Origin of the sequence: Micromonospora sp. WMMD1082, assembly GCF_029626175.1 — a bacterium.
In the GTDB taxonomy this organism is placed as follows: domain Bacteria; phylum Actinomycetota; class Actinomycetes; order Mycobacteriales; family Micromonosporaceae; genus Micromonospora.
The window spans coordinates 1,443,792-1,458,518 of record NZ_JARUBM010000002.1 but is presented as its reverse complement, the minus strand read 5'-3'; the positions used below and the strand labels follow the sequence as shown (position 1 = coordinate 1,458,518).

Here is a 14,727-nt window from a genome sequence, read left to right as displayed (position 1 = left end):
GCGTACGCCCCGGTGGGGGTGGTTGCCGAGACGCCAGCGGGTGGGCGCCGTTAGCCTGCCTGTTCATGGACGCCGACGACCGCCTTGAGCTGGCCGTCGATCCGTCCCGGCCCACCGGGCGTACGCTGTTCGCCGGCGGCGTCGAGCAGTCCTACGTGGATGTCGCTGATCCCACGTACCTGCACTTCGAGTACGTCCGCCGGATGGCCGCCGTGGCGGATTTCGCCGCGCCGGCCGGTGATCCGCTGGACGTGCTGCACCTCGGCGGCGGTGCGCTGACGCTGCCGCGCTACGTCGCCGCGACCCGGCCCGGCTCGACGCAGGTGGTGGTCGAGCGGGATCCGGCCGTGGTCGAACTGGTGGCGCACGAGCTGCCACCCCGACCGGCCGGTGTCAAGGTGCATGTCGCCGACGCCCGGGAGGCCGTTCTTGCCGCGCCCGCCAGCGCGTACGACCTGGTGCTCGCCGACATCTACCGGGCGGCCCGGATGCCGCCGCACGTGGCCACCGTGGCATTCGCCGCCGAGGTCGCCCGGGTGCTGCGACCGGACGGCATCTACCTGGTCAACGTCACGGACCTGCCGCCTCTGGTCCTCGCTCGGGTGCAGGCGGCCACCCTGCGGGCGGTCTTCGCCGACGTGTGCGTCGTCGCCGACCGGCGGATGCTGCGCGGCCGCCGGTACGGCAACGTGGTGCTCGCCGCGGCGCCGCGCCCGCGCCGGCTGCCCGTGGCGCGCCTGGTGGCGCGGGCGCTGCGCGATCCGGTGCCCGGCGGGGTGCTGCACGGGCCGGCGCTCGACACGTTCATCGCCAGCACCCGGCCGAACGCCGGCGAGGCCGAGCGTTGAGCCGCCGGTCAGGGTGGCTTCGCTCGGTGGGCAGCTCGGCGTCGTTCGACCTCCCATGCTCGCGATCAAGACCTGGGCGGTCGTACGTGGACCGATGCGGCTCGCGGTAGCGCCGACTGAACACGTTCGGGCGTGTGGATACACTCAGTCCGACGCTCGGCCCACCAAGCGGCTCGGCCGACTGTGATCCGGTGTGGACGAGGAGACGAACTGTGGCGAGTAATGAGGCGGCACCGTCCGGGGTCGACGTCAGCGTGCCGAGCATTGCCCGGGTCTACGACTTCATGCTCGGCGGCAAGGACAACTTCGCGGTGGACCGCACCGTGGCTGAGCATGCGCTCAAGATCACGCCGGATGGTCCGCAGGCCGCCCAGGCGAACCGGGCCTTCCTGCGTCGGGTGGTTCGCTTCCTCGCCGCGGAGCAGAAGATCGGCCAGTTCCTCGATCTCGGTTCGGGTCTGCCCACGCAGGGCAATGTGCACCAGGTGGCCACGCGTCACGACCCGCAGGCGCGGGTGGTCTACGTCGACAACGACCCCATCGTGCTGGCGCACGGGCGGGCGCTGCTGGCCCACGAGGGCGCCGCGACGGTGATCCAGGCCGACGTCCGATCGCCGGAGGTCATCCTGGAAGGTGCGGAGGTGCGCCAGTTCCTGGACTTCAGCCGCCCGATCGGGCTGTTGCTCTTCGGGATTCTGCATCACATCGGGGACGACGAGGACCCGAAGGCGGTGGCGGCGAAGCTGATCGAGGCGCTTCCGTCCGGCAGCTACGTGGCGATCTCCCACTTCCGTGATCCCGGCGAGCGGCAGCCGGATGCGTCCCGTAAGGCGCGCGAGGTCGAGCGCATCTTCAACGAGTCGCTCGGCACCGGCCGCTGGCGTACCGATGAGGAGATTCTCTCCTTCGTCGAAGGCCTGGAGGTGCTGGAGCCGGGGCTGGTGCCGCTGGCCGAGTGGCGGCCGGAGCCGGGCGAGACGGCGCCGAGTCAGAGCGACACCTACCACACCTTCGTCGGACTCGTCGCGCGCAAGCCGTGAGGCCCGGCACCTTCTCCGGTCCGCCCTGGTCGCGATCGGCGGGTGTGTCCGGAACCCGGGTGGTGACGGCCAGAGCCGAGCGGTCAGCCGAAGGCAATGACCGACCGCTTGGCGGCCCGGCCGTTGGCCATGGCGTCGAGCGCCGCGTTGGCGTCGCGCAGACCGATCGGCGTGAAGTCGGGCACGATGCCGTGCGTCGCCGAGAACGCGAGGGTGTCGCGCAGGTCGTGCGGGGAGCCGGACGGGTTGACCATGACGTGCAGCCGGTTGAGGACCATCGGCTGGGTGGACAGGGTCAGCGGTTCGGGGTCGTACCCGCACAGCACGAGCCAACCGTCGGGCGCCAGGCCGGTGAGCGTGGCCACGGCGGCCGAGGTGGACGGTGAGGCGTTGACGACGAGGTCGGCACCGCCGTCCCAGGCCCTGAGCGCCTCGGCCGGGTCGGAATCCTGGGTGGCGATGAACCGTTCGGCGCCCATCTCCCGGGGGTGGCTACGCCCGCCAGCGCCGCGAGGCCACCCGTCGCCGGTTCCACTGCGACAACATCGCTCATCCCCGCCCGGAGCAGGCGTTCGAGCAGGAACGCCGGCGAGCGCATCACGGGCCGGACAACTGGTCGCGCCGACGGGTGAGATATGCGGTCTCGGCGGTGTTGCCGGCCAGCCCGATGGCCCGGTCGTATGCCGCCCGCGACTCCTCGCTGCGGCCCAGCCGGCGCAGCAGCTCGGCGCGGGTGGCGTGGTAGGCGTGGTAGCCCTCCAGTGGCAGACCGTCCACCTCGGCCAGGGCGACCTCCGGGCCGTCGAACTCGGCGACCGCGATCGCCCGGTTGAGCCGTACGACCGGCGAGGGGTCGACGTGGATCAGCTGGTCGTAGAGCGCGATGACCTGCGACCAGTCGGTGGCGCGGACGTCGCGGGCGTCGGTGTGCAGGGCGTTGATCGCAGCGAGGATCTGGTAGCGGCCCGGCGCCTGGCCGCAGGCGAGACGCGCGCGGACCAGGGCGTGACCCTCGGCGATCAGCTCGCGGTCCCACGCGCCGCGATCCTGCTCATCGAGGGTGACGAGCTGACCGCTCGCCGATACCCGCGCGGCCCGGCGGGCCTCGGTCAGGAGCATCAGCGCCAGGAGCCCGACGACCTCGCCGTCCGCCGGCATCAGGTCACGGAGCAGCCTGGACAGCCGGATCGCCTCGGCGGTCAGGTCGCCGCGGACCGCCTCCTTCTCGGGGTTCGAGGCCAGGTAGCCCTCGTTGAAGATCAGATAGAGGACGGTGAGCACCCCGGTGACCCGGGCCGGGAGATCCTCCCGTAACGGTACGCCGTAGGGGATCTTCGCCGCCTTGATCTTCGCCTTCGCCCGGGTGATCCGCCGGCCCATGGTGGTCTCCTGCACCAGGAACGCGTGGGCGATTTCGGCTACGGTGAGCCCGCCGACCAACCGCAGGGTCAGCGCAACCCGTGCCTCGACGGCGAGGGCGGGGTGACAGCAGGTGAAGACGAGACGGAGCCGATCGTCGTCGATGGCGCCGAGCGGCTCGGAGGTGCCGGACAGCATCAGCGCCTCCCGGTGCTTGTCTTCGCGCCTGGCCTCGCGCCGGCGCCGGTCGATGGCCTTGCGGTGGGCGGTGGTGGTGAGCCACGCGCCGGGATTCGGGGGGACGCCGTCGCCCGGCCAACGCTCGATGGCGGTCGCGAACGCCTCGGCGGTCATCTCCTCGGCGATGTCGAGATCCCCGAATCGCCTGGCCAGGGTCGCGACCATCCGGGCCCACTCCTCGCGGTGGACCCTGGTGATCACCTCGTCGAGATCGGTCATGCGTCCAGGAAGTACTGCGCCACCGGGCTCATCTCCTGTCGTCGTTGGCTGTCCTCTCCGACACGCTCCGCGGAGACTTCCTCCACTATCTTCGTACGCCGGTGGCACGGTCGTCGCCTGCCGGTGCTCCGGTGCCGGCCAGCCTGGGTCCGGGCATACACTCACGGCGTGGCCGGCTTGGGCTGCGCGCTGATCTGTGATTGTGACCAAAAAGGGCATATGGACCAGGTAACGACAACGGCAGCCCAATCGTTAAATAGCCGGGAGCCGGGAGCCGGGAGCCGGGAGCCGGGAGCCGGGAGCCGGGAGCCGGGAGCCGGGAGCCGGGATGGGACGTCTTCGTCAGTTATGCCCGGCATGATCATGCGGTGGCGGATCCGATCGTGGCCGCCCTGCGGGATCGCGGCCTGCGGGTATTCGTAGACGAGGCGGTCGTCGATGACTTCGCCAGCATCAGTCGCACGATCAACCGGGAGCTTGCCGCTTCGTCCGTGTTGTTGGCGGTCTACTCGGAGTACTACCCACGGCGTCGGGCGTGCCAGTGGGAGTTGACGGCGGCCTATCTGGCGGGTCAGCGCGAGGGCGATGTGTACCGGCGGGTGCTGGTGGTGAACCCGGAGGCCGGCGCCGAGCACATCCATCCCGTGGAACTGCGGGACGCTCGGCACGGGCTCGCGGGGCCGGCCTCAGCCGCACCGGCCGTTCTCGCGGCGAAGGTGGCGGCGCACGTGCGTCGGCTGGATACTCCGATGGGCCGGGTGGAGATGCTGACGCCGGCCCTGTGGCTGCCGGCCCCGCCGCGGAGTGGGACGCCGGACTTCGTCGGGCGTATTCCGCATCTGTGGCGGCTGCACAGCGCGTTGCATCCGCACGTGGCGCCGCTGTTGACCGGTCGCGGCCGGCCGGCGACGGTCATTCTGCGAGGTGGTCCGGGCACCGGGAAGACGACCCTGGTCGAGGAGTACGCCATCCGGTTTGCCGCGGCCTTCCCGGGTGGGGTCTTCTGGATGGACCTCGACGGGCGTGCCGACCCGATGGGGGCGTACGCCGACCAGTTGCGCTCCGTCTGTGCCGCGCTGGGCGTACCCACGGCGCTGTCGTTGGACGACTGCCTGAACGGGTTGGCGATCATGCTGCGCGGTCGGGAACTGCCCTGCCTCTGGGTGGTCGATGGCGTGCCCGCCGACCTTCCCTGCCAGGCCGTACGTCGACTGTTCGCGCCATCCGGCCTGGCCGCGACGGTGCTCACCACCCGGGGAAGCTACCCCGGTGTGGCGGCGGTCATGGATCTTGACGAGCCGCAGGTACGCGGGCTGCCCGCAGGGCCGCGTGGGTCCGCCGCCGAACGGGCGGCAGCCTTCGACCTGCAGATCGAGCTGACCACCCGGGTTGGCGTGCAGTCCCTGGGTGAACGCGAGGGTCTGCTCCGCGAGGCGCTCAACTCGCTGCACCAACTGTTCGACACGACCAGGACCACGCTGCGTCGGCACGGCCCGGATGCGGCGGCCGTCCACAACATCGCGGTGGAGTTGCTCAACGACGTGCTGCGCCCGTTCCTGCTCCGGTGGCACACCGAACTGGCGGCGTACGAGGAGCAGCGCACCCCGCCGGTGGGGATCTGGCAGCACGAGCGCGCGTGGCCGATGGCGCCGCAGCTACGTACCGAGCTGATCGCGCTCCGTGAGCCGATGACCCGGGCCGCGCAACAGCTGGCCGGGCTGTCCGGCACCAACGCCCCGCCGTGACGACTCGACGTGCCGGCTACGGCTGCTCCTGCGACCGGTCCGGGTGTCGGGCGGTGCCATCGGCGGGCCGGCGCTGCTCAGGAAGATCGACGTCCTGCGGCCACGTGATGGTGACCTGCTCGTCGCTCAACTCCGCCAGCCGGGCGAAGGCATGCATGAACTCCCGCATCCGGGGCTGAAGCGCGGCGAGTTCGGCGCGGAAGCGAGCGTTGTCCGGCCACTCGTCCTCGATCGCGGTCTGGTGCGCCGCCCGCCACCGCACGAAGGTGGGCCACCAGTAGGACAGGAACGGCCTCAGCTCGACGTTGAGCATCCGCAGGCCCAGATCCAGCACCGACGGCCCCCGACGTCGTTTGGCCGGGGGCGCGGTGGTGATCACCTCACGGGTGACCGTGAACAGCGCGTACAGGGACTTCATGGCGTCTTCCACCAGGCCGGTCCCGGGTGGCAGGGGCGTCGTCGCCACCCGGCTGCTCAGCTCGACGTAGAGCCGGTACGCCTGCGCACGGGTGTCCTGTTGGAGCACGATGGACGCCTCACCGAGCTGCGGAACCCGCACCTTGATGTCCCGAACTTCCACGCCGGCCGCCGAGTAGGCGCGGAAGATCGGCGCGAGCACCAGACCGACGAACCCACCGACGAGCGCCGCCAGCCGCCACCCGGTCAACTGACCCGCGGCGAATACGGCCACGCCGACCAGCACGCCGAGCGCCAGCCCCGACAGCCCGGTCAACCACACGTTGCCACGGAAGAAGAAGGCGGCGCGCATCATGCTCCTCTGTAGAGGATCCCGAGCATAGCGTCAGCGCGCCGCCGCCAGGACCTCAGCGCGCGGCGCGGATCGCCTCCGCGAGGGTTGCCGGTGCGCGTCCGATGAGCTTGGTCAGGTCGTCGCTCGCCACGTGCAGCTCACCGTCGGCGGCGCCCCGGTCGCCGTCGGCCAGCACCTCCGCGTACCCCTGGGGCAGCCCGGCCCCGACCAGGACCTCGACGTACGCCGCCACCGGCAGATCGGTGTAGCCCACCTCGCGCCCGCTCTGCCGCGCCACCTCCGCGGCGAGTTCGGCCAGGGTGAAGGAGTCGCCGCCCAGCTCGTACACCTGGTTGGTGTGACCGTCTCCGGTCAGCACCGCGGCGGCGGCCTCGGCGAAGTCCGCGCGGGTGGCGGCGCTGATGCGGCCGTCACCCGCCGCCCCCACCACCCCGTGTTCCAGGTACGCGGGCAGCTGCGGGAGGTAGTTCTCCAGGTACCAGCTGTTGCGCAGGAAGACGTACGGCAGCCCGGACGCGACGATCTCCTGCTCGGTGGCCCGGTGCTCGGTGGCGAGGATGAGGCTGGAGGTGTCCGCCTTCGCGATGCTGGTGTAGACGATCAGCCCGACGCCGGCCTCCCCGGCGGCGGCGACCACGTTGCGGTGCTGGGCCACCCGTCGGCCCACCTCGCTGCCGGAGACGAACATCAGCTTCTCGGCGCCGGCGAGGGCGGCCCGCAGCGAGTCGGGGTCGTCGTAGTCGGCCTGCCGGACGGTGACGCCGCGTCCGGCCAGGTCGGCCAGCCGGCCGGTGTCCCGGCCCAGCGCCACGATCTCGGCGGCCGGTACGCCCCGCTCCAGCAGGGAGGTGACGATGAGTCGGCCGAGGTGCCCGGTGGCGCCGGTGACGACGATGGACATGGGTGGTGCTCCTTCCGGGAAAGCTGCCTGACGTCGGCGTCAACTCCGAACACCGCACCGACACTTCCCTCCGGAGAGTAGGCACCTTGAAGTGCGCGACTTTCTGATGGAGAGTAAAGAGGTGACGCCAGATCTGTACAACCGCAGGTGCGGTAGCCGCCAGGTGCTCGACCGGATCGGCGACCGGTGGAGCGTGCTCGTGGTGCTCACCCTCGCCGCCGGTCCCAAGCGGTACGGCGAACTGGCCGGGCGGATCGACGGGGTGAGCCAGAAGATGCTCACCCAGACCCTGCGCGGGCTGGAGCGCGACGGCCTGGTCACCCGGACGGTGCACGCCGCGGTGCCGCTCCGGGTCGACTACGAGCTGACCGGCCTCGGCCGCAGCCTGCTGACGCTCCTTGCCGGCCTGGAAGCCTGGGCCACCGATCACCTTGCCGAGGTGGAAGCCGCCCGCCTCCGCTACGACGCCCGCGCGTCGGCCTAACCACGCGTTCCGGGCGGGAAGGGGCGGGTTAGGGGGTGGGGAGTTGGGTGGCGGCGGTTATTACCTGGTCGATCAGGCCGTAGGCACGGGCGTCTTCGGCGGTGAACCAGCGGTCCCGGTCCCAGTCCTGTTGGATCTCGGCCAGGGTGCGCCCGCTGTGCTGGGCGATCAACTCCTGCATGGTCCGCTTCACGTGCAACATGTTCTCCGCCTGGATGGTGATGTCGGAGGCGGTACCGCCCATGCCGCCGGAGGGCTGGTGCATCAGGATCCGCGCGTGCGGCAGCGCGTACCGCTTGCCGGCCGTGCCCGCGCAGAGCAGGAACTGCCCCATCGAGCCGGCGAGCCCCAGGGCCAGCGTGGCCACGTCGTTGCGGACGAAGCGCATCGTGTCGTAGACCGCCATCCCCGCGCTCACCGAGCCGCCGGGCGAGTTGATGTAGAGGGTGATGTCCCGCTCCGGATCCTCGGCGGCGAGCAGCAGGATCTGCGCGCAGATCCGGTTGGCGATCTCGTCGGTCACCTCGCTGCCGAGGAAGACGATCCGCTCCCGCAACAGCCGCTCGAACACCTGGTCGCCGAAGGTCCGCTGTCCGTCGTCCAGCATCGTGATCATGGCGTCAACCTCCACCCGCCGGCGGGCGACATCGAGCAGCCCGGGGACCGGCTCCCTCAGCCTGCGCCGGGCTGCCGGTCCTGACCCAGCGTTTCTGCCCCCGGCAGATCCGCCCACGGCAGAACAGCGACGACCAGCCGGGCCGGCCCCCACCCACTGCTGGCCCGGGTTCCGGCCGGCTGAGGTCGCAACATGCGGGAAGTGGGGCCCTCCCGCCGGCACGATAGCCCGACTTGCCGCAAACCGTGGCAGGCCCGAGCTACCGGGCGTGGGCCGAGTGGGTGACGGTCCGGACGAAGGCTACGACGCGGCCGAGGGGACGTGGGCCGGAACGCGGGCCGTGTCCGGAAGGGCCGCCGGGGCGGGAGCGGGTCAGTACCCGGGCTCGCCGGGCGGATCGCATCCGCCTCCTGACCCGGCGTGCGGGATCGCCGGACCGTCGGCCGAGCGACGGGCCACGCAGCAGCGAGCCTCGGGCGATCGCGTCGAGGGGGACGGTCGAGTCGGTCCACCCGACCGCCCTGATCCCGCTGCTGGTCAGGCTGCCGCTGATCTCGAACGCCGCGAACCCGCCGGCCCACCCGGCCGAGCCGAGCCCACCACTGGCCGGCCCGGCCGATCCGGGCCCACCGCCGGTCACCAGGTAGCCGGCCAGCCGGTCACCGGCCAGTCCGTTGCCGGTCAGTCCGTGCCCGCCGCGCCGGCCGGTCACGCCCGACCCGGTGCCGAAGCCGACACCGTGGAGGCGAGCGACGGGATGTGCGGACCCGTCCGTACCGCGTCCGGCGGGTGTGACCGCCGGAGCGCCGTGCCGCGTGCCGGGGACGCGGCCGCCCTGCGGCGCGGCCGGCAGCCGGCGCTCGACCCGCCGCAGCTCGTCGCGGACCTCCTCCAGCAGGTCGGAGAGGTAGAGACCGAGGGCCCGGCAGATCGCCGCGAGCACCTCGGAGGAGGCCTCCTTGCGCCCACGCTCGACCTCGGACAGGTACGGCACGGAAACTCCGGCGGCGTGGGCGACCTCCCGCAGCGTGCGGCCCTGGCGCTGACGCTCCCGGCGCAGCACCGCGCCGATCACCCGTCGCAGCAACGACATGCGCGGCCTCGCTCTCGCCGGTCCTGGCTGACCCTCCCATCATGCCCGGCCGTCGCCGCTCACGCTGCCCGGCGGTGGGCGTGGCGACGTGCTGGCCGCCGGAGTCCGCCGTGCGGATTCCGGTGCAGGGGCTATCTTGTGGTCGTGCAGTCGACGGAGCCGGGGCAGGCCCTGCGGTGATTCACTTTCCCGCGCAGCGGCGAGGCCCGCTCAGCGCGCTGAGCCTACGGTTGGCCGCCGCCGTCGGGCTGGTGCTCGCCGTGGTGGCGGTGGTCTATCTGGGCCGCGACGGCTACCGTGACGTCAACGAGGACGGCATCACCCTGCTCGACAGCTTCTATTACGTGGTCGTCTCGCTCTCCACCACGGGATACGGCGACATCGTGCCGGTCAGCGAGGAAGCTCGGCTGATCAACGTCCTGTTCATCACCCCGGCGCGGGTGCTGTTCCTGATCATTCTGGTGGGTACCACCCTCGAGGTGCTCACCGAGCAGTACCGGACCGGCCGTCGCCTGCACCGGTGGGAGAGAAAAGTGAAGGACCACGTCATCATCTGCGGTTACGGCACCAAGGGCCGCAGTGCGATCTCCGCGCTGATGGAGAACGGGCTGGACAGGTCCCGGATCGTGGTCGTGGAGCGGCACGGCCCGGCGCTGCGCCAGGCCACCTCGAACGGTCTGGTCGCCATCGAGGGGTCGGCCACCCGATCCTCCGTGCTCAACCAGGCGCATGTGCGCACCGCCAAGGCGGTGATCATCGCGACCGACAGCGACGACGCCTCGGTGCTGGTGGCGTTGACCGTACGTCAGCTCACCGCCGGTCAGGTCCGGATCATCGCCGCGGCCCGGGAGGCGGAGAACGCCCCGCTGCTCAAGCAGAGCGGTGCGCATCATGTGATCGTCTCCTCGGCGACTGCCGGCCGGTTGCTGGGCCTGTCGACCTCGGCCCCGCCGCTGATCGACGTGGTGGAGGATCTGCTGACCCCCGGTCAGGGCATGGCGCTGGCCATGCGCTCGGCCGAACGTCACGAGGTGGGTCGGAACCCGCGCGAGTTGGACACGCTGGTCATCGCACTGGTGCGGCGGGGGAAGGTGGTCACCCTGGCGGACCGGGCGGGCGCGGTCGTCGAGACCGGCGACATGCTGGTGCACGTCCGTGACGACCGACCCGCGGCGAACACCCTGCCCTGACCGGATGATCGCGGGTCAACAGAGGGCGTCCGGGTCCTGCCCGGCCGCTGCCGCACAACTCGCCGGTGTCTCGCTGGTCGCCCGCCGCAGCAGGTCGTAGAGCGTGTCGCGCTCGGCCTGGTCGAGCGCGCCGAGGACCTCGTCCTCGACGCCGGCCAGGGCGCATTCGGCCTCGTCGAGGCGGGTCACGCCGGCCGCGGTGAGGCTCACCACGTGCCGTCGGCGGTCCTCGGGTGAGCGTCGCCGCTCGACCAGCCCCGCCGTCTCCAGGTCGTTGAGCAGGCCCACGATGTTGGTGCTGTCGATCTGCAGGGTGCTGGCGAGCCCCTGCTGGCTGGTGTCGCCCGCGTCCCGCAGCACGGTGAGCGCGACGAGATGCCGGGGGCGCAGGCCGAGCGGCGCCAACACCGACTCCGACCGGAGCCGCATTCGCCGGGCCAGGTAGTCGAGCAGCGCGCCGGAACGGCGCTCCGTCTGTGCGGCCGGCCCGGAAGACATGTGACCCAGTTTACCCAACGGGGCGAAACATTACCCTGGTATAAATGGTTGGCGTTACACAAACGATCTGTGGAGGATTATCCAATGCCGCACCTGTTGCACATCGACTCGAGCATCCGGGGGGAGCAGTCGGTCAGCCGGCGGCTCACCGCCCGCGCCGCCGCCGTCTGGCAGGCTGCTCACCCCGGCGGCACGGTCGCCTACCGCAACCTGGGCAGGGATCCGCTGCCGCACATCGACGAGGCCGGTGGCCTGGCGCGGATGGTGCCGGCCGAGCAGCACACCCCGGAGCAGCGCCGCTCCTGGGAGCTGAGCGAGGAACTGGTGGACGAGGTGAAGCGGGCCGACGCCGTCCTGCTCGGCCTTCCGCTCTACAACTACGGCGTGCCGAGCAGCGTGAAGACCTGGGTCGACCTGCTCATCGCACCCGGCCTGTCGTACGACCCGGAGACCGGCGCCGGGCTGCTCGGTGACCGGCAGTTCGTCGTGGTCACGTCCCGGGGCGGCGGTTACGGCGCGGGCACCCCGCGCGAGGGCTGGGACCACGCGGAGACCTGGCTGCCGCACGGCCTCTCGCAGACCGGCCTGGCGCCGCGCTTCATCGCCGCCGAGCTCACGCTCGCCCCGGTCGTACCCGCCATGGCCGAGTTGGTCCCGCTGCACGAGGAGAGCCTCTCCGCGGCCGAGCGGGCCATCGACGAGCTATGGGCGCCGATCCCGGCGGCGGCCTGACCGGCACGGGGCCCTGCCAGCATGCGAAGGCGGGTCGTTCCGCGACGGAACGGCCCGCCCTCCGCGTGCCGGTGAGTACGCGTCAGCCGACGATCGTCCAGGTGTCGCCGCTGCCCAGCAGGTCGGCCAGCTGCCGCTCGGGGCTCTCGGTCACCGTGGCCCGGGCGTCGTTCAGCTGCCCCTGCACCACGCTGTCGTACGACGGGCGGCGCACCGAACGGAAGACACCGATCGGGGTGTTGCGCAGGTCGAACCCGGGCAGCCGGGACAGCGCGAACGCGTATGCCGGGTCGGCGACGCCGGCGTCGTGCACGACGATCTCCTCCGCCGGCGTCAACGCGGTGTCGCGTACCTCCAGGCCGAAGCCACCCGGCGGGTGCACGACGCAGAACTGGCCGTCGGAGCCGAAGGTGATCGGCTGGCCGTGCTCCAGCCGGATCAGGTAGTCGTCCCGGGTGCCGGGCTCCTTGAGCTGCTCGAACGCGCCGTCGTTGAAGATGTTGCAGTTCTGGTAGATCTCCACGAAGGCCGAGCCCTCGTGCTCGGCGGCGGCGCGCAGCACCGACTGGAGGTGCTTGCGGTCGGAGTCGATGGTCCGGCCGACGAAGGTGGCCTCCGCGCCGAGCGCCAGCGACAGCGGGTTGAACGGCGCGTCGGCCGAACCGACCGGCGTCGACTTCGTGATCTTGCCAACCTCGGAGGTGGGAGAATACTGCCCCTTGGTCAGGCCGTAGATCCGGTTGTTGAACAGCAGGATCTTGAGGTTGACGTTGCGGCGCAGCGCGTGGATCAGGTGGTTGCCACCGATGGAGAGCGCGTCGCCGTCACCGGTGACCACCCAGACCGACAGGTCCGGCCGGGAGACGGACAGGCCGGTGGCGATCGCCGGAGCCCGCCCGTGGATCGAGTGCATCCCGTAGGTGTTCATGTAGTACGGGAAGCGCGACGAGCAGCCGATCCCCGAAACGAAGACGATGTTCTCCCGGGGGATGTTCAGCTCCGGCATGAACTGCTGGACGGCGGCGAGGATCGCGTAGTCGCCGCAACCGGGGCACCAGCGCACCTCCTGGTCGGACTTGAAGTCCTTGGTGGTGAGCTTGAGGGCGACGGGCTCAGACATTCTTCAGGACCTCTTCCAGCATCGTCTCCAGCTCGGCGGCGGTGAACGGCAGGCCGCGGACCTGGTTGTAGCCGATCGCGTCGACCAGGTAGCGGGCCCGGATCACGTGGGCGAGCTGGCCGAGGTTCATCTCGGGGATGACCACCCGGTCGTAGGAGCCCAGCATCGCACCCAGGTTGGCCGGCAGCGGGGCGAGGTGCCGCAGATGCGCCTGCGCGATCGGCAGCCCGCGCTGGCGCAGGGCCCGGCAGGCGGCACCGATCGGGCCGTACGTCGAGCCCCAGCCGAGGACCAGCACCCGGGCGTCGCCGTCCGGGTCCTCCACCTCGACGTCCGGCACCGGGATCGTCTCGATCCGGGCGGCCCGCGTCCGCACCATGTAGTCGTGGTTCGCCGGGTCGTACGAGATGTCGCCGGTCTTGTCGGCCTTCTCCAGCCCGCCGATGCGGTGCTCCAGCCCCGGGGTGCCCGGGACGGCCCACGGCCGCGCCAGCGTCTGCGGGTCGCGAAGATACGGCAGGAAGGTCGTGCCGTCCTCGCCGTTGGGCTGCGTGGCGAACTCGACGCGCAGGTCCGGCAGGGACTCCACCTCGGGCAGCAGCCACGGTTCGGAGCCGTTGGCGACGTAGTTGTCCGACAACAGGATCACCGGGGTGCGGTAGGTCAGCGCGATCCGCGCCGCCTCCAGCGCGGCGTGGAAGCAGTCGGACGGTGACTTCGGCGCGATCACCGCCACCGGCGCCTCGCCGTGCCGGCCGAACAGCGCCATGTTCAGGTCGGCCTGCTCGGTCTTGGTCGGCATGCCGGTGGAGGGCCCGGCCCGCTGCACGTCGACGATGAGCAGCGGCAGCTCCAGCGCCACCGCGAGGGAGATCGTCTCGCCCTTGAGCGCCACGCCGGGGCCGCTGGTGGTGGTCACGCCCAACGCGCCGCCGTACGACGCGCCGAGGGCGGCGCCGATCGCGGCGATCTCGTCCTCGGCCTGCACGGTGGTCACGCCGAACCGCTTGTGCTTGCTCAGCTCGTGCAGGATGTCCGAGGCCGGAGTGATCGGGTACGCACCGAGGAAGACCGGCAGGCCCGAGCGGACCCCGGCGGCGACCAGGCCGAGCGAGAGCGCGGCGTTGCCGGTGATGTTCCGGTAGGTGCCGGGCGGCATCTTGGCCGGCTTCACCTCGTACCGGACGGCGAAGTCCTCGGTGGTCTCGCCGAAGTTCCAGCCGGCCTTGAACGCGGCGATGTTGGCCGCCACCAGCTCGGGCCGCTTGGCGAACTTGCGCTCCAGAAACCGGAGGGTCGACTCGTACGGCCGGGAGTACATCCAGCTGAGCAGGCCGAGGGCGAACATGTTCTTGGCCCGCTCGGCGTCCTTCTTGGACACATCCTGGTCGGCGAGCGCCCCGATCGTCATCGAGGTCAGCGCGACCGGGTGCACCGCGTAGCCGTCGAGCGTGTCGTCGTCGAGCGGGCTGCTCGCGTAGCCGACCTTGGCCAGGTTGCGCCGGGTGAACTCGTCGGTGTTGACGATGATGTCGGCCCCGCGCGGCAGGTCGGCGAGGTTCGCCTTGAGTGCCGCCGGGTTCATCGCGACCAGCACGTTCGGCGCGTCGCCGGGCGTGAGGATGTCGTAGTCGGCGAAGTGCACCTGAAAGCTCGACACACCCGGCAGGGTGCCGGCGGGAGCGCGGATCTCGGCGGGAAAGTTGGGCAACGTGGAGATGTCGTTGCCCAACTGCGCGGTCTCGGAGGTGAACCGGTCCCCGGTCAGCTGCATGCCGTCGCCGGAGTCGCCGGCGAATCGGATGACCACCCGTTCCAGCTGGCGGATCTGCTTGGTCACGGCCGTACCTCGCTTCGCTGCGCGCCGTGG

At 71.2% G+C, this 14,727-nt stretch carries 13 protein-coding genes and 2 pseudogenes; 6 read left to right on the top strand and 9 right to left on the bottom strand.

Annotated elements, in window-relative coordinates; all coding sequences use genetic code 11:
- Positions 1-65 precede the first annotated feature (65 nt).
- Positions 66-848 (top strand): fused MFS/spermidine synthase, encoded by a 783-nt coding sequence (locus tag O7615_RS06880; protein WP_278176495.1) that lies wholly within the window; start codon positions 66-68, stop codon positions 846-848.
- A gap of 212 nt (positions 849-1,060) precedes the next feature.
- A complete protein-coding gene (locus O7615_RS06875; RefSeq protein WP_278176494.1) occupies positions 1,061-1,888 on the top strand; it encodes an SAM-dependent methyltransferase in 828 nt (275 codons plus the stop codon).
- Between the two features lie 83 nt (positions 1,889-1,971).
- Here the strand turns inward: O7615_RS06875 and O7615_RS06870 are convergent, their stop codons facing one another.
- Positions 1,972-2,367 carry a zinc-binding dehydrogenase gene (locus O7615_RS06870; RefSeq protein ID WP_278176493.1) on the bottom strand — a complete coding sequence of 132 codons (396 nt, stop codon included), beginning with the start codon at positions 2,365-2,367 and terminating at the stop codon, positions 1,972-1,974.
- A gap of 118 nt (positions 2,368-2,485) precedes the next feature.
- Positions 2,486-3,706, bottom strand: a complete 1,221-nt coding sequence (locus O7615_RS06865) for a DUF6596 domain-containing protein (RefSeq protein WP_278176492.1) — start codon at positions 3,704-3,706, stop codon at positions 2,486-2,488.
- 347 nt (positions 3,707-4,053) lie between these two features.
- Here O7615_RS06865 and O7615_RS06860 point away from each other — a divergent pair.
- Positions 4,054-5,451, top strand: a pseudogene (locus O7615_RS06860) (TIR domain-containing protein); the annotation flags it as partial.
- Positions 5,452-5,467: 16 nt separating this feature from the next.
- Here the strand turns inward: O7615_RS06860 and O7615_RS06855 are convergent.
- Both O7615_RS06855 and O7615_RS06850 read right to left on the bottom strand, forming a co-directional pair.
- Positions 5,468-6,220 carry a hypothetical protein gene (locus O7615_RS06855; RefSeq protein WP_278176490.1) on the bottom strand — a complete coding sequence of 251 codons (753 nt, stop codon included), beginning with the start codon at positions 6,218-6,220 and terminating at the stop codon, positions 5,468-5,470.
- A 55-nt stretch (positions 6,221-6,275) separates the two neighbouring features.
- The gene (locus tag O7615_RS06850) at positions 6,276-7,124 is read right to left on the bottom strand and encodes an SDR family oxidoreductase (RefSeq protein ID WP_278176489.1); all 849 of its coding nucleotides are present in this window, start codon (positions 7,122-7,124) and stop codon (positions 6,276-6,278) included.
- A gap of 106 nt (positions 7,125-7,230) precedes the next feature.
- Between O7615_RS06850 and O7615_RS06845 the strand changes: the two genes are divergently transcribed.
- Complete coding sequence (locus O7615_RS06845; protein ID WP_278176488.1) at positions 7,231-7,608, top strand: helix-turn-helix domain-containing protein; 378 nt, start codon at positions 7,231-7,233, stop codon at positions 7,606-7,608.
- Between the two features lie 28 nt (positions 7,609-7,636).
- Here the strand turns inward: O7615_RS06845 and O7615_RS06840 are convergent, their stop codons facing one another.
- Positions 7,637-8,224 (bottom strand): ATP-dependent Clp protease proteolytic subunit, encoded by a 588-nt coding sequence (locus tag O7615_RS06840; RefSeq protein WP_278176486.1) that lies wholly within the window; start codon positions 8,222-8,224, stop codon positions 7,637-7,639.
- Positions 8,225-9,080: 856 nt separating this feature from the next.
- Positions 9,081-9,317 (bottom strand): annotated as a pseudogene (locus tag O7615_RS34300) (helix-turn-helix transcriptional regulator); the annotation flags it as partial.
- A gap of 176 nt (positions 9,318-9,493) precedes the next feature.
- Between O7615_RS34300 and O7615_RS06830 the strand changes: the two are divergent.
- Positions 9,494-10,507: a potassium channel family protein gene (locus O7615_RS06830; protein WP_278176483.1), complete on the top strand. Its 1,014-nt coding sequence runs from the start codon at positions 9,494-9,496 to the stop codon at positions 10,505-10,507.
- Between the two features lie 15 nt (positions 10,508-10,522).
- Here O7615_RS06830 and O7615_RS06825 read toward each other — a convergent pair whose 3' ends face one another.
- On the bottom strand, positions 10,523-11,005 hold the full coding sequence (locus O7615_RS06825; RefSeq protein ID WP_278176482.1) for a MarR family winged helix-turn-helix transcriptional regulator: 483 nt from the start codon (positions 11,003-11,005) through the stop codon (positions 10,523-10,525).
- Between the two features lie 84 nt (positions 11,006-11,089).
- Here O7615_RS06825 and O7615_RS06820 point away from each other — a divergent pair, with 84 nt between their 5' ends.
- Positions 11,090-11,737 carry an NAD(P)H-dependent oxidoreductase gene (locus O7615_RS06820; protein ID WP_278176481.1) on the top strand — a complete coding sequence of 216 codons (648 nt, stop codon included), beginning with the start codon at positions 11,090-11,092 and terminating at the stop codon, positions 11,735-11,737.
- An 82-nt stretch (positions 11,738-11,819) separates the two neighbouring features.
- Here O7615_RS06820 and O7615_RS06815 read toward each other — a convergent pair whose 3' ends face one another.
- On the bottom strand, positions 11,820-12,857 hold the full coding sequence (locus O7615_RS06815; protein ID WP_278176480.1) for a 2-oxoacid:ferredoxin oxidoreductase subunit beta: 1,038 nt from the start codon (positions 12,855-12,857) through the stop codon (positions 11,820-11,822).
- A complete protein-coding gene (locus tag O7615_RS06810; RefSeq protein WP_278176479.1) occupies positions 12,850-14,697 on the bottom strand; it encodes a 2-oxoacid:acceptor oxidoreductase subunit alpha in 1,848 nt (615 codons plus the stop codon). The genes O7615_RS06815 and O7615_RS06810 overlap by 8 nt, the downstream gene beginning before the upstream one ends.
- Positions 14,698-14,727 lie beyond the last annotated feature (30 nt).

What these genes read in the sequence shown, in the direction of transcription:
- O7615_RS06880 (WP_278176495.1), top strand. Translation starts at nt 66, where the DNA reads ATGGACGCCGACGACCGCCTTGAGCTGGCCGTCGATCCGTCCCGGCCC.
- O7615_RS06870 (WP_278176493.1), bottom strand. Translation starts at nt 2,367, where the DNA reads ATGGGCGCCGAACGGTTCATCGCCACCCAGGATTCCGACCCGGCCGAG.
- O7615_RS06865 (WP_278176492.1), bottom strand. Translation starts at nt 3,706, where the DNA reads ATGACCGATCTCGACGAGGTGATCACCAGGGTCCACCGCGAGGAGTGG.
- O7615_RS06855 (WP_278176490.1), bottom strand. Translation starts at nt 6,220, where the DNA reads ATGCGCGCCGCCTTCTTCTTCCGTGGCAACGTGTGGTTGACCGGGCTG.
- O7615_RS06850 (WP_278176489.1), bottom strand. Translation starts at nt 7,124, where the DNA reads ATGTCCATCGTCGTCACCGGCGCCACCGGGCACCTCGGCCGACTCATC.
- O7615_RS06845 (WP_278176488.1), top strand. Translation starts at nt 7,231, where the DNA reads ATGGAGAGTAAAGAGGTGACGCCAGATCTGTACAACCGCAGGTGCGGT.
- O7615_RS06840 (WP_278176486.1), bottom strand. Translation starts at nt 8,224, where the DNA reads ATGATCACGATGCTGGACGACGGACAGCGGACCTTCGGCGACCAGGTG.
- O7615_RS06825 (WP_278176482.1), bottom strand. Translation starts at nt 11,005, where the DNA reads ATGTCTTCCGGGCCGGCCGCACAGACGGAGCGCCGTTCCGGCGCGCTG.
- O7615_RS06820 (WP_278176481.1), top strand. Translation starts at nt 11,090, where the DNA reads ATGCCGCACCTGTTGCACATCGACTCGAGCATCCGGGGGGAGCAGTCG.
- O7615_RS06815 (WP_278176480.1), bottom strand. Translation starts at nt 12,857, where the DNA reads ATGTCTGAGCCCGTCGCCCTCAAGCTCACCACCAAGGACTTCAAGTCC.